Origin of the sequence: Sutcliffiella horikoshii, assembly GCF_044809035.1 — a bacterium.
Classification (GTDB): domain Bacteria; phylum Bacillota; class Bacilli; order Bacillales; family Bacillaceae_I; genus Sutcliffiella_A; species Sutcliffiella_A horikoshii_G.
This window is the reverse complement of the sequence record NZ_CP085237.1, coordinates 286,224-299,416: the sequence shown is the minus strand read 5'-3', so window position 1 is coordinate 299,416 and position 13,193 is coordinate 286,224. Positions and strand designations below refer to the sequence as shown.

At 43.8% G+C, this 13,193-nt stretch carries 15 protein-coding genes; 1 reads left to right on the top strand and 14 read right to left on the bottom strand.

From position 1 onward, the window contains the following. Nucleotides 1-34: 34 nt before the first annotated feature. The 10 genes from LG307_RS01590 to acpS form a co-directional block, all read right to left on the bottom strand. Nucleotides 35-343, bottom strand: coding sequence for an STAS domain-containing protein (locus tag LG307_RS01590; protein ID WP_060666173.1), 309 nt, complete (start codon nt 341-343; stop codon nt 35-37). A gap of 76 nt (nt 344-419) precedes the next feature. Further along, nucleotides 420-1,427 (bottom strand): PP2C family protein-serine/threonine phosphatase, encoded by a 1,008-nt coding sequence (locus LG307_RS01585; RefSeq protein ID WP_404447280.1) that lies wholly within the window; start codon nt 1,425-1,427, stop codon nt 420-422. A 15-nt stretch (nt 1,428-1,442) separates the two neighbouring features. Then, nucleotides 1,443-1,844 (bottom strand): anti-sigma regulatory factor, encoded by a 402-nt coding sequence (locus LG307_RS01580; protein WP_226683768.1) that lies wholly within the window; start codon nt 1,842-1,844, stop codon nt 1,443-1,445. A gap of 3 nt (nt 1,845-1,847) precedes the next feature. After that, entirely contained in the window at nt 1,848-2,204 is a 357-nt protein-coding gene (locus tag LG307_RS01575; protein WP_010195165.1) for an STAS domain-containing protein, read from the bottom strand. Next, complete coding sequence (locus tag LG307_RS01570) at nt 2,201-3,028, bottom strand: RsbT co-antagonist protein RsbRA (RefSeq protein WP_404447277.1); 828 nt, start codon at nt 3,026-3,028, stop codon at nt 2,201-2,203. Before LG307_RS01570 ends, LG307_RS01575 begins: the two co-directional genes overlap by 4 nt. 272 nt (nt 3,029-3,300) lie before the next feature. Further along, complete coding sequence (ndoA, locus tag LG307_RS01565; RefSeq protein WP_010195163.1) at nt 3,301-3,651, bottom strand: type II toxin-antitoxin system endoribonuclease NdoA; 351 nt, start codon at nt 3,649-3,651, stop codon at nt 3,301-3,303. A 4-nt stretch (nt 3,652-3,655) separates the two neighbouring features. Beyond that, a complete protein-coding gene (locus tag LG307_RS01560) occupies nt 3,656-3,937 on the bottom strand; it encodes a CopG family ribbon-helix-helix protein (RefSeq protein WP_010195162.1) in 282 nt (93 codons plus the stop codon). A gap of 145 nt (nt 3,938-4,082) precedes the next feature. After that, nucleotides 4,083-5,252: an alanine racemase gene (alr, locus tag LG307_RS01555; protein WP_404447274.1), complete on the bottom strand. Its 1,170-nt coding sequence runs from the start codon at nt 5,250-5,252 to the stop codon at nt 4,083-4,085. Nucleotides 5,253-5,439: 187 nt separating this feature from the next. Then, on the bottom strand, nt 5,440-6,462 hold the full coding sequence (locus LG307_RS01550; RefSeq protein ID WP_404447271.1) for an outer membrane lipoprotein carrier protein LolA: 1,023 nt from the start codon (nt 6,460-6,462) through the stop codon (nt 5,440-5,442). 174 nt (nt 6,463-6,636) lie between these two features. Next, the gene (gene acpS, locus LG307_RS01545) at nt 6,637-7,002 is read right to left on the bottom strand and encodes a holo-ACP synthase (RefSeq protein ID WP_404447268.1); all 366 of its coding nucleotides are present in this window, start codon (nt 7,000-7,002) and stop codon (nt 6,637-6,639) included. A 118-nt stretch (nt 7,003-7,120) separates the two neighbouring features. Here acpS and LG307_RS01540 point away from each other — a divergent pair, with 118 nt between their 5' ends. Beyond that, complete coding sequence (locus LG307_RS01540; protein WP_404447265.1) at nt 7,121-7,834, top strand: rhomboid family intramembrane serine protease; 714 nt, start codon at nt 7,121-7,123, stop codon at nt 7,832-7,834. A 36-nt stretch (nt 7,835-7,870) separates the two neighbouring features. On the opposite strand, the gene LG307_RS01535 is transcribed toward LG307_RS01540, so the two are convergent. From LG307_RS01535 to LG307_RS01520, 4 genes are all read right to left on the bottom strand, one after another. After that, the gene (locus LG307_RS01535) at nt 7,871-9,367 is read right to left on the bottom strand and encodes a PH domain-containing protein (protein WP_404447262.1); all 1,497 of its coding nucleotides are present in this window, start codon (nt 9,365-9,367) and stop codon (nt 7,871-7,873) included. Continuing rightward, nucleotides 9,357-9,836: a PH domain-containing protein gene (locus tag LG307_RS01530; protein ID WP_404447259.1), complete on the bottom strand. Its 480-nt coding sequence runs from the start codon at nt 9,834-9,836 to the stop codon at nt 9,357-9,359. The genes LG307_RS01535 and LG307_RS01530 overlap by 11 nt, the downstream gene beginning before the upstream one ends. A gap of 75 nt (nt 9,837-9,911) precedes the next feature. Beyond that, nucleotides 9,912-10,883 carry a UV DNA damage repair endonuclease UvsE gene (gene uvsE, locus LG307_RS01525; protein WP_404447256.1) on the bottom strand — a complete coding sequence of 324 codons (972 nt, stop codon included), beginning with the start codon at nt 10,881-10,883 and terminating at the stop codon, nt 9,912-9,914. A gap of 725 nt (nt 10,884-11,608) precedes the next feature. Beyond that, nucleotides 11,609-13,093, bottom strand: coding sequence for a DEAD/DEAH box helicase (locus tag LG307_RS01520; RefSeq protein WP_404450351.1), 1,485 nt, complete (start codon nt 13,091-13,093; stop codon nt 11,609-11,611). Nucleotides 13,094-13,193: the final 100 nt, after the last annotated feature.

Genomic DNA, 13,193 nt, shown 5'->3' with positions numbered 1-13,193 from the left:
TTAAGTGAACTTATTTAACGGCTCCTATAAGAGCCTATTTTATTTCCATGATTCCTGCTAGACCAGTAATGTCAAACAATCTCTTCAAACGATCCGATAACCCTACCAGACGAAAGACACCGTTGTTTGCTTTTACGGTTTTAAAGAATCCTACAAACATCCCTAAGCCTGTGCTGTCCATATAATTTACGTTGGATAAATCAAAAACTAGTTCTCCAGTGAAACCTTCTAATAACGGGGCAACCTTTTCCTTTACCTTTGGTGCAGTATAGGCGTCTATTTCCCCTTCTAGGACGACAAGCGTCTGATTTAATTCTTCTTTTATTTGAATGTCCATATTCATTCTTTCGTCACCTCAAACATGAATTAGAATTCCATTTTTAGGTCATCCCAATACTAAATACCCGCTTCTCAAACATTTAAACCTTTCTTTTCAAAATAATTAAAGTAAAGTCATCCCTGAGCTGAAAGTCCTGGATTTTCTCCAAGTCTCTATAAACAAGCTCCACGATGGCTTGAGGCGGTAAGTGTATATAAGACCTGATTAAATCTATTATTTTATCAACCTCGATAAATCCTTCCTCTGTTCGGCATTCTGTTACTCCATCAGAGAAAAGGATCACCATGTCATCAACTTCTATTCGCTTTTCATACTGTTGATAGGTTGCGAGTCTGTCGATTCCAAGGACAAGACCTCTGGCATCAAGCTCATAGAATTCATTTTTCTTCGCATCAAAATACAACGGTGGTTCGTGCCCCGCAGAAGAGAATGAGAAGAGGTGTTTGTGAAGGTCATACATTCCGTAGAACATGGTGATGAACATGCTGGCATCTACGTTCTGCTCCACCACTCTATTTAAGTTGCCAAGCACATAGCTTGGGGCAACTCTAGTATCTGGCAAACTATCCATTGCGTATTTAATCATGCTCATACACATGGCAGCCGGGATGCCTTTCCCGATGACATCCGCAATGGCAACACTAAATGAATCTTTCTCGCTATGAACAAAATGGTAATAGTCACCGCTCATAAGTTTAGCAGGGACGCTTATTGCACCGATCTCCACTGAGTCTGTTTCAGGGATCTTTGTCTCCAACAACGTCTGCTGGACGTTTACTGCTATTTCGATCTCCGTCTGAATCTCCTGTTGTCTGTGGCGCAAACTTTGGTGCTCCCTGTATGCAATCCCATACCCGATCATCACTTCAAGCAGGAAGTCTAAAGAATGCAGAATATTGTCCGGTATCTCAGGAGAAAGATCTTGCAGCATTGCTTTATGCACACTGATAATTTCTTCGGGAGAAACTTTTTCCGCAAGTAATCTGCGACTGAATTCCTGCCCTTTGTACAGAGCTTCCTCCGACTGGCGGTTCAGATAGGCAGAGAGTATTTCTTTATATTCTGACTCTAATTTTTCGTAATTCATGGGTTATCCCCCCTTCTAGCGAACCCACTTTACGGCGTGGATTGTCGTCCCTTCCCCAGAAGATGAATCAATCTGGAACGAGTCCATCAACCGCTTAACTCCAGGCAATCCGGCTCCAAGGCCTCCGGATGTGGAAAAGCCGTCTTCCATTACCTGTCGGATGTCGGAAATACCTGGGCCATCATCTGTGGCAACCACTTTCAGGCCTCTTTTTCCGTACTCATCCATTTCTTCTATACATATTTGACCTGTACCTGCATACAAATAAATATTTCGAGCCAACTCTGAAATGGCAGTAGTTATCCTCGCTTGGTCTACTGTGCCGAAACCCAGATCCTTGGCAACATTCCTACCCATTTGCCGGGCAGCTACTATGTCCCATTCATTTCTTATTTTTACACAGGATTGGACAGTCATCATTTACTCCCCCAGTTCCTGTTGTAATTTCTCTAGACCCTTTTCCAAATCTAGTGCTGTGAACACTTCATCCAATTGGATTCCAAGTTCGACTAAAGTGATGGCTACAGCAGGCTGAATCCCAGTCAGAACGACTTGCGCTCCCATAAGTTTCGACATGCTGATTACATCTCCAAGCACTTTTGCAATAAATGAATCAATCATATCAACAGAGGTCAAATCAATGACGACTCCATTAGCTCCTGTTTCATGTATTCTATTTAGTAGATCTTCTTGAAATTGCAACGCAGTTTGATCATCTAATTCCCATTGAATCGAGATTAAAAGGCAATTGTGAAGCTTTAATATAGGTATTCTCACTCTGGATCCCCCGCAGTCACAATTTGTCTGTTCGTCATTTCAAGCGCTGTCGCAATCCCTTTTTTCAGGGAGTTCTTCGTAATGATTTGATCTAGGTTAATACCTAAATTGACAATAGTTTGAGCAATTTCAGGACGAATGCCTACTAACAAGCATTTCGCGCCGACAAGGCGTACCGCTTCAGCAGCCTGGATAATATGGTGCGCTACCATTGTATCGACAACAGGTACACCTGTAATATCTATTAGTACAACTTCCGCACGATGCTTTACGACACCTTGCAAAAGGTTTTCCATGATTTGTCTTGCACGTTCTGTATCAATCGTACCGACTAGCGGCATGACGGAAATACCATCAAACACCGGGATAAGAGGAGCAGCCAATTCTTGTAAAGCAATTTTCTGCATGGAAACCGTATGTTCCCAAGAACCTGTATACGATTGTAAGATTTCATTGTTTACCGGGCGTAACCATTGTTCAAAATCGTAAATTAAGGAGACTTTGCGGCTGTCATCCACCTCATTTGTCATTCCTTCATATACGATTTTTCCAAAAAGCGATAAACCTTCTGTTACATATATAAGCGGCCAGCCAAATCGAACAATCTTCTCAGCAAAGTCCGTCAACACATTTGATAGGTCATCCGAATTTTTGCTGATATTATTTAACAGCAGGTTAATGTATTCACGGCTTGTACTCAAATAGACCTTATCAGAGATCGCTTTGAATTCTTTCTTTTCTCCGATTTCGTCCATTCCTGCTATCCATTGATTGAAGATTGTTTCACGATTTTCCTCAATGTAATTAATTATCTCATGATTCATTATCCCGGCTCCTTTTTCGGTAATAGATATATTTAAAAAACTCGACAATAATTTTAGCTATACTAATACAACTATAAATTTTAATTGTTTTAAAAGTCAAATATGTTTAATCCCATTTCACCCATAATTGTGGTTTATTTACCTAATTATGGTGGTATCTTTTTAGAAATGAGGAGTCCAATTAGTGTAACACCTCTGTTGATTTCCGCAAAATAAAAAAGCTACTCACGCGCTTGTGAATAGCTTCTTATCGATAAAACGGATTCAACATATTAAAAGTCAATAAGTCCTAAACTTATTTGAAGCGCCTCATCCACTTTGTCCATCATCTCTTCGTCAAGATGAGTGATTTTGTCCGTCAATCTTTGTTTATCAATCGTTCGAATTTGTTCGAGCAGGATAACAGAGTCACGTTCAAAACCATAACGCTTCGCATCGATTTCTACATGTGTTGGGAGTTTGGCTTTTTGGATTTGAGCAGTAATGGCAGCTACTATAACGGTCGGGCTAAATCGATTTCCGATATCATTTTGTATGACAAGTACTGGTCGAACGCCTCCTTGCTCAGACCCAACAACCGGGGATAAATCAGCAAAATAAACGTCACCGCGTTTGACAATCAAATGATTACCCCCCGCTAACTAAGCGTTCAACCGTATGCTCCGCCTCGTATTCAGCCAAGAAAGCTTCAGATGCAATGTTTAGATTGATTTTAGACATTTCCATGTAGCCACGTCTCATGGACTCGCGAATCTGACGCTTTTTGCGCTCGCGAAGATACATCTTTGTTGCTTGAAAGATTAATTCATTTCGATTGCCGTTTTCTTGTTTTACCAAACCATCTAATTCCGACACTAAGTTTTGAGGTAATCGAATCAAGATTTCAGTTGTTGCGCTGGATTCAGACACAGCATACACCTCCAAGAACTACAGACACATAATACTATTCCATATTCCATAATACCATCATTGCTGATAAATGCAAAGTCCATTTAGTGAATTCTTCTCTATTATCACTATATAAGCCCTTTTTTATGCAGAAAATTACCATTTACTATTCTAATGGTTTGTCTTGCAGATAGTTTCTCACTTCCATTATACTCCCATTCCGTAAAAACATGCGGGGTACGCGGTAACTGATCATGCACGGCACCTCATAGTTGATGGTGTCAAGCTTTGCAGCCACATCGTTCGAACTGATTTTCTTGCCACCCTGTTTTCCAATGAGCGTCACCTTGGTCCCAATTGGAAGTTCATGAGGCAATTTAATCATAAACTGATCCATACAGATCCTTCCAACAATTGGAGCGAGCTTTCCATCTACGAGAATGTTCATTCCTTGCAGTTTTCTAATCCAACCATCCGCATAGCCAACAGGCACTGTCCCAATCCACTCTTCTTCTTTCGTCGTGTAGGTTGCTCCGTAACTCACACTTTCTCCGATGGAGAGTTTCTTCACATGAACGAGTTTAGTATGAAGGGAAAATGCCTCTTTTAACGGAAAAGGAAGTTCTGGTTCCATTTCCGGCGACGGTGTCAATCCGTACATAGCGATCCCAACACGCACCGCGTTAAAGATCCTTGTTGGAAACCGAAGAGTCGTGGCACTGTTTCCGCAATGGATCATCGGAATTGCGTAGTGATTGGTTATCTCATTGACTAATGTGTGAAACCTTTGAAACTGTTGTTCCACATATTCTGATTGCAATTCATCCGCCGTGGCAAAATGCGTATAAATCCCTTCTATTTGCAGGTTAGGGGCTTTTTCTATCTGATCTAGTATTTGCCCGACTTCTTCTTGTGTTCTTGCCCCAATACGTCCCATGCCAGTATCAAGTTTCAGATGAAGTTTAACCACTTCCGACCCATGATATGCAGTACACGCTTCCTCTACCCATTCTTTTCGGAAAACAGTGAGGGTAATACCTTCTTTCGCAACAAGCGGCAAATCCGAAACCCTTGAAGCACCCAGCACAAGGATAGGAGCTGTTATTCCTTGCTGCCTTAATGACATCGCCTCGTCCAAAAAGGAAACAGCAAGATACTTTGCACCCGCTTCCAACGCCACATTCGCAACTTGCGCATCTCCATGGCCGTAAGCGTTCGCCTTAACGACCGCAATCACCGTCACATCCTTCGTGACATGTTCCTGTATCGCTCTTACATTCTCATATATACAATCCAAATCCACTTCAACCCACGTGTCCCGATGAAAGCTCGACATCTACCTAGCACTTCCTTTACCAATCTACAACCTCAAACTAATATGTACCTATCATAACGAAAAAATCCCCCAAAGTCATGTGAAGAAAGCCCCTTCGACACGATGAGCGAAAATCCTTTGGGGGTCTGACCCTTTTCCACAAAAAAATACAGGCCCGTCTCCAACGGGCCTGCTGATTGGTGCTTTATTATTTGATGGCTGCGCCTTGGACGGAGCGGGCGACCATGAGCATTTCTTCTTGGGTGAGGTCTTTGGATGCAAGGGTGAAGTCTACGCCTTGGTAGGTCCATGTTAGGCTGTTTTCTGTCATGGCTCCGACGGTGAAGCCAAGGTCTGCCGGGTTACCGTTTACAAGCTGGGATGTCGGCACTTCCGAGTTACGCGCTTTTTCTTGGATCAATGTGAAGGTTTTCGTGCCTTCATATGTCATGACCACACGTTTTCCATTCGCTGTTTCCACAACCGTTTCTTCTTTAAGGTCTGTACCGGCAGGCGTATCAAGCGGTGTCATGGCCGAAAACTCATCCGACTCTTCTGTAACAGGTCCGGATGCAGGCAACTCTAGGCTTGCACGTGCTCCAGTCATATTCTTTTTCACATCAAATGCATCCGCATCAAAGCTTGCATCAAATTTGAAGTCAGAGAACTCGACTAGAACCAATGGCTTTTTATCGGGATCCATCACTTTTACGGAAACCGGTGACAAGTCTTTCTTGCTCAGCGTGATTTCCTGAGTCGGGAGAAGCTTATTATTTTGATAGTTTGTTTTCGTTTCGAATACATAGTGTTCTTCCGTCGCAGTGAATGTTGCTTCCGGATCGTTTTTGATGTCATTTACAAGCGATTCGAACAGATAGGCTTGGCTGCTGTTTTGCGGCCACTCACTGTGGAAGCGGAAGCTCTTGTTCAGCGCCGGCGTCAAGACGAATACACCTTCATCATTACGGATGATGATCTGACTTTGATCCTTTTCCGCGTTTTTCAAATTCACTTTGTAATAGTTCGGTTTGTTGTGCCCGATTTGCACTTCATACACTTGTGGCTCCGCGCCTGTTTGAAGGGTCATCTTCGCATTGGATTCATACCCCTTCATTTCTTCCACTTTGGAACTAAGAGAAGCTGTTACATCTTCTTTTGATTTTGTACCGCACCCTGCGAGAACAAGGATACTCACAAGGCCAACCACTAACAATAGCCATGCTTTTCTCAAATTATTCATCCCCTTTGCCTTCATTACATGATTAGTTTAGAGAAAAGTGAGAGTGTAGAGACTACAGGCCCGCCGCTTCTTAACGCAGTATTGCTGGTTGGCTGCACCTCTTACTTGTACACCTTGTCTCCTTTCTGAACTATGTATATGAGCCTGTTTCAGGGAATATGCAGACTAGCTTGACAAGCTTTCGATAATTACTTGTGCAATGGCGTACTGATCACTATGGGATATGGACAGGTGCACCCTTTCCTTCTCCATGGAAGGTGCCTCAAAATAAGGCTTTCCTTTATCTGTCGAGACGATCGTCATGTCTTGAAAGCTCAACTCTTTGCCTATACCGGTTCCTTTTGCTTTGGAAAAGGCTTCTTTTGCCGCAAAACGCCCTGCGAGGAATTCCACTTTTCGTTTCGCGCTAAGCGATAGGAACTTCTCTTTCTCCGGCAATGTGAGAATGCGGTCCACAAAGTTAGGCTGACGATCCATCAATTTTCCTATGCGGGCAAGCTCCACAATGTCTATTCCAGTTCCGATAATCATACTTGGACCAACCTCTTTCATATAATAATGATATATATTCTGATTCTCCTCAAAAGACTTTTGGGTGTTAACATGGTACTCTAAAAAGAACTAATGAAAAGAACAAGGGGTGAAGCGGATGTTCGTCCGAACGGAAAACTTTCGTACTTTTACAAGAGTATATCCTATTATTACCACAATCGTTGCTATCCATCTTATCCTCTGGCTGGTTGTCCAATTTTCCGGAACCATCCTAAATCTTACAGTCGGATTCAATTTACTTATCTGGCAAGGAGAGTGGTGGCGGCTAGTTACCCCGATTTTCCTGCACGCCAGCTTGACTCACTTCTTATTCAATTCGCTTTCCCTTGTCCTGTTCGGTCCCGCTGTAGAACGGATGCTCGGTAAAGTGAAATTCATTATTTTCTATTTGCTCGGCGGAATCCTTGCCAACGTCGCCACCTTACTATTAAAACATGATCTGTACAGTCATCTCGGTGCTTCTGGTGCCATCTTTGCAATTTTCGGGCTCTATTTTTACATGGTTTTCTTACGCCCAGACCTATTAGATCGAGCGAACTCCCAAGTAATCCTGACGATTTTGGCAGTTGGGCTTGTCATGACATTCCTGAACTCCAATATCAATGTGGTCGCCCACTTATTCGGATTTTTTGCCGGAACGGTCTTAGCACCATTCTTCCTGGGAAGAGGGCGAGCGAGCTCCCCAAGGACCTTGCGCGCAATCTTCCCTAACATCGGCAGACCAAGCGCACCGAGAAGCGGAAAACAGAATATAGTATGGATTGTCTTAATTGCACTAGTGCTATTTGGGATACTTTCAAGGTTTATATGAAGTTATTAACGAAAAACAAAAGCAAGGGTTGTCGGTTTACATGACATCCCCTTGCTTTTTTTCATAAGAATACCATTCATAAATCCGTTCTCCGTCATTCTGTTCCACGTCCACCACTTGAAAGTTTTTGCCTCCAAGACCAGTTTTAATGGCAGCTTTAATCGTAAAAAGCTTTCTTTTCCCTTGAAAAAACGACTCCCTCAGCTCAAAGGATTGAATCCTTTTTTTCCGAACAAGGACCGTATTTTTACTCAAATGGCGGTAGGAAAGTTGCAATTGCTCTTTGCCAACTGCCCATCCCGCAGCCTTGTATTGGCTATAACCCAACAATCCTGCTATCGCAACGGAAAGAAAAGCAAGATATCCATATGGTTGAAAAAAATAGGCGAATGGGATAGAAAGAAGGGTGGCTGGTACCATCATTCTGATCAGATAGCGTGCCATCGATCGTCTCGGAAGACCCTGAACCGCTGGCGAAAGAAGATACGACGGAACAAACTCCTTCAAGTGAGCTTCCACCTCAGATACCTTCAGTAACGGAAAAAGAATCGTGGAAAAATCAGATTCCTTTCCTCCAGAACTTCCTGCACTCTCCACATAAACGGTGGCATATCCGAAAGGTTGCCTTAATAAATTTTGCGAGATTCTTATCGCTTGAATTCTTTTCAGCGAAATGGTCAGTTGCCGCTTTTCAATAATCCCCCTGGAGATCAACAGCTCCTCGTCCTGTTTGACGACGGTGAAATTTCCGTATTTAAACATGGTCATCACGATCGAAATGAGCCATGACAGAAACAAAACAATAAAAATAATCGAAGCTATCAAGTACACACTAGTCTGCAAAACCATCCCGAAACGATCGACAATATCATCATATGGGACAAACTGATCGAACTGGGAAGTGAATGCAATGACTGCTGATAGGACGACACCTATCCCTCCTGAGGTTGTCCCGACAATGAATAGTGTTTTCCATGATGCATGGTAAGTTGGCTTTTCTGTTGGTTGGATGTCAGGTTCCTGTTGAATAGGTAATCGTGGTCCATACAACTCAAAACCTTCCTCAACTGTCTCCGCTTTATTTTTGTGATACAACAAAGCTTCCCTCAGCCTGCTTGCTTCTTCTTTTGTAACCGCAGTTAAACTTGCTTCTGCTTCCGCTCCGCCACCAGCTGTTTCGATTTGCACCTTCACCAGACCAAACATCCGCTGTATTATCCCTTCAGAGGTATCCAGCGTCTGAATTCTTTCTTGCGGAATGAAGCGGCGCTTTCTTACGAAAACACCGTATTCCATCCGCAGCTCCCCGTCTTCGATCCAATAGTAAAATCGATACCAAGAAATGACCCCGACTCCAATCAAGCCTGCCAGCCACAAGACCATCACCATTATGTAAATAATCCCGAAGAATCCTTCTCCAGAACTGCTACCAAAGAATACGAAAATAATAATTGGAAACAAGAGTTCACGCAGTTGTTTGAAAAAAGCTACTACGATTGCGGCAGGATGCATCCTCTTTTTCTCAGACATCATCTTCTGTCACCCTCGCAAGCCTGGATATGTAATCCCTGACTTGGTCCGCCTGCTCTTCATCGAGAGCCGGTATTTCATGAATCGTCGCCGCAGTTGAAATGAGCACCGTGGAGAGGTGGAACTTTTTCAAAATCGGCCCCTGCCGTGTATCAACGTGCTGCACACGAACCATCGGCACCAAGGTCCTCTTTTTGATAAAAATGCCATGTTGCAAGTCAATTTCATGCTCATGCACGTCAAACCTCCAACGTTTCCACTGCATCGTCGGGAAAATTACAACTGTAAATAAGAAGATGATTACAAAAAGCAATCCCGCAATCAGCAGTGTCCACCATGGAAATTCAAACGAACGTTGTATAAACCAAAATCCCCCAAAAAGCAGGACGTAAAATAATGAATTCAGTGCGGCGGAGATTCTCCATACCGAAAGTGCTTTTCTATCTATCATTTGTTTAGGCTCCGGCCTCATGTGCTCTCCCCCCAAAAAAAACATTCTAGTTGTCGCTTTTCCTAGTATACTATGGATGTCCGCAGTTGGAAAATTCTATTTAATTTTGAAAGAGGCTCCATCAATGATTTCTATCTCAGTATAATTTTTCATCTCTTTCATCAGCTGAAAAAGCGCTTCATCTTTTTTCTTTGCTTCAATCATACAATGGATCTCCGGTACGCTTCCTCTGATGCCTTGGAGGAAATCCATAAACATTTTAGAATCCACATAATCCGCATGGGCCCGGAAATTCTTTTCGTCCCTCGGGCTCGAAATATGCATTTTTACAGGCAGCGGGGAATGCTCCCATGTTTGCACTACCCGCTCCCAATCCTGCTTCCATCCTTCTGCTTCCTCCTCAAAATGGGCAAGGTGATGATGGTAATCAAAAACGAGCGGTACATTCAGTTTTTCACAAACATATAAAGCATCTCGCAAGTGGAATGTCGTATCATCATTTTCGAGAATCAGCATTTCCTGGATAGGCTGCGGAACCAGCGCAAAGTTATGGATAAACTGCTCCAGCGCCAACTCCCGGTCATCATATCCCCCGCCAATATGCAAGACACACCGATGCTCGGTCGGAACCCGCATTCCTTTTAGAAGAGAGCGGTGCATACTGAGTGTCTTAATGGTCTGGTTGATGATTTCTTTTTTCTTAGAGTTCAGTAGCACAAAATGATCCGGGTGAAAATCCACACGCATCGGGTTTTCATCGATATAATCCCCTATTTCGGACAAGATGTCTTTGAGAGGCCGCATGAACTTCCAGTCTTTCACTTCTTCATGGTTTGCAAGTGGGATCAACTTGGAACTAAACCGAAAAAACCGAATGTCGTTTGCGATATTGTGCCTGAGTAGTCTCAGACAGTTCTCTAGGTTCTCGATTGATATACGCTCAAGCTTCTCAATGGCCGCTTCCCGATCCTTGATTTTGCTGAACTGGGCAAAGGTCATCGTTTTGGACGGTGAGGCATTGGTGAGCTGCACGCTCATGGCGACGTAACCGAGTTTTACTATGGTCATGGTAGGTGTGGGACCTCCTTTTGGTTGGGAAATGTTTAGAAGTAGTATGCCCGAGTTTTGTTCTTTTTAAGGGGGGCTCTGGGGAGGTGGGACGGTTTTGATTTAAAAATAGGGGGAACTGGTATTTATCTGGGTTCTATTGGACAGCTTACTCGGATTTGATGGTCGGTCGGGCGTAGAGAACCGGTCTATTGGACAGTTCACCTCGATCCCTGGTCGTTCGGGCGTAGAGAACCGGTCTATTGGACATTTTACCTCGATTCAATGGCCGGTCGGGCGTAGAGAACAGGTCTATTGGACATTTCACCTCGATCCCATGGCCGGTCGGGCATAGAGAACCGTTCTATTGGACATTTTACCTCGATTCAATGGCCGGTCGGGCATAGAGAACCGTTCTATTGGACATTTCACCTCGATCCCGTGGACGGTCGGGCGTAGAGAACAGGTCTATTGGACAGTTCACCTCGATTCCGTGGACAGTCGGGCATAGAGAACCGTTCTATTGGACATTTTACCTCGATCCCATGGCCGGTCGGGTGTAGAGAACCGGTCTATTGGACATTTCACCTCGATCCCGTGGCCGGCCGGTCGGGCACAGAGAACCCATTTTTTTACATAAACTCCGATTGTAGAGAGCTTAAACCCCTGCCTCCCCCACAATAAAAAAGCCCGAAAACTAACTGGTATCCCAGTCAGTTCTCGAGCTTCTGCAAATGAAATGTTAATTATACGCGCTCTTTGCGAGAAGAACGTTTGTAGCCTTGGCGCTTAGCGCTTGCGTCTCTTGAACCAGAACCGCCGCCTGGCTTGCCGCCACGGCTGTCGGAACGCTTGTTCCAGCCGCCTTTTCCACCGCCGCTAGAACTTTTTCCACCACTACGGTTGCGGTCGCCGCCACGGCCACCACCACCGCCGCCGCCTCTTCTAGAGTGCATAGGTGCTTCTTCAGTAAGACGGATTGGAGTTTCATCCGGCTCTTTTGTGAACAATTTCAAAGCTGCAGATACAAGTGTTACTGCATCGTGCTCTTCAAGTAATTGTTCCGCTGCGTTACGGTAGAAACCAAGGTTTTGCGATTCAACCGCTTGCGTTAATTTTTCCATGGACATTTTTTGTTGGCCTTCTAGTGCTTCGTCTAGAGTTGGCGCCTTCAATTTATCCATTTTACGTTTTGTTACACGTTCTACATGGTGCAAGTAGCTAACTTCACGAGGGCTGACGAATGTGATCGCCAATCCGCTCTTACCAGCGCGACCTGTACGTCCAATACGGTGAACATAGCTTTCAGGATCTTGCGGGATGTCAAAGTTATAAACGTGTGTTACACCAGAAATATCAAGTCCACGAGCAGCTACGTCTGTTGCAACAAGTACGTCGATGGAACCTTCTTTAAACTTGCGAAGTACACTCATACGCTTCGCTTGAGAAAGGTCACCGTGAATTCCTTCTGCAGAGTATCCGCGCACGTTCAATGCGTCAGATAGCTCATCTACACGGCGCTTTGTACGGCCGAAGATGATAGCAAGCTCTGGAGACTGGATGTCAAGAAGACGAGTCAATGTGTCAAACTTCTTCTTTTCGGGAACTTCCACGTAGAATTGTTGGATGTTGGATATTGTTAGTTCTTTCGCTTGTACCTTTACACTTACAGGCTCGCTCATGAAACGCTCAGCGATTGCACGGATTGGTGCAGGCATTGTAGCAGAGAAAAGTAATGTTTGTTTCTTTTCTGGTGTTTCAGCAAGGATTTTTTCGATATCCTCGATGAATCCCATGTTCAACATTTCATCTGCCTCATCAAGAACAACCGTGTTCACACTTTGAAGACGAAGAGTCTTACGGTTGATATGGTCAAGTAAACGACCTGGAGTACCAACTACGATGTGAGGGTTCTTTTTCAATGAACGAATCTGTCTGCTGATGTCCTGGCCACCGAATACGGAAAGAACACGAGCACGTTTATGGTAAGAAGCTTTATAAATTTCTTCAGCAACCTGGATAGCTAATTCACGAGTCGGTGCGATAACGATACCTTGGATGGAGTCGTTTGTCACATCTACATTTTCAAGCAATGGAAGACCGAATGCAATCGTTTTACCTGTACCTGTTTGAGCTTGACCGATAACATCTTTACCAGTTAATGCAACAGGAATCGTTTCCGATTGGATAGGGGTAGCTTCTTCAAACCCCATTTTGTCGATTGACTTCATGATTTCTTCTGATAAACCTAATTCTTTAAATAACGCCAAATTATTCCTACTCCTTTATCTATACAAATTAATAAATTAGGCACGCGTCTTGGCGCTTGCC

Excerpts from the sequence above, each read along its gene's own strand:
- LG307_RS01535 (WP_404447262.1), bottom strand. The coding sequence starts at position 9,367 with ATGATGTCTGAGAAAAAGAGGATGCATCCTGCCGCAATCGTAGTAGCT.
- LG307_RS01580 (WP_226683768.1), bottom strand. The coding sequence starts at position 1,844 with ATGACTGTCCAATCCTGTGTAAAAATAAGAAATGAATGGGACATAGTA.
- LG307_RS01530 (WP_404447259.1), bottom strand. The coding sequence starts at position 9,836 with ATGAGGCCGGAGCCTAAACAAATGATAGATAGAAAAGCACTTTCGGTA.
- alr (WP_404447274.1), bottom strand. The coding sequence starts at position 5,252 with ATGTCGAGCTTTCATCGGGACACGTGGGTTGAAGTGGATTTGGATTGT.
- uvsE (WP_404447256.1), bottom strand. The coding sequence starts at position 10,883 with ATGACCATAGTAAAACTCGGTTACGTCGCCATGAGCGTGCAGCTCACC.
- acpS (WP_404447268.1), bottom strand. The coding sequence starts at position 7,002 with ATGATTATCGGAACTGGAATAGACATTGTGGAGCTTGCCCGCATAGGA.
- LG307_RS01590 (WP_060666173.1), bottom strand. The coding sequence starts at position 343 with ATGAATATGGACATTCAAATAAAAGAAGAATTAAATCAGACGCTTGTC.
- LG307_RS01570 (WP_404447277.1), bottom strand. The coding sequence starts at position 3,028 with ATGAATCATGAGATAATTAATTACATTGAGGAAAATCGTGAAACAATC.
- LG307_RS01520 (WP_404450351.1), bottom strand. The coding sequence starts at position 13,093 with ATGAAGTCAATCGACAAAATGGGGTTTGAAGAAGCTACCCCTATCCAA.
- LG307_RS01585 (WP_404447280.1), bottom strand. The coding sequence starts at position 1,427 with ATGAATTACGAAAAATTAGAGTCAGAATATAAAGAAATACTCTCTGCC.
- LG307_RS01540 (WP_404447265.1), top strand. The coding sequence starts at position 7,121 with ATGTTCGTCCGAACGGAAAACTTTCGTACTTTTACAAGAGTATATCCT.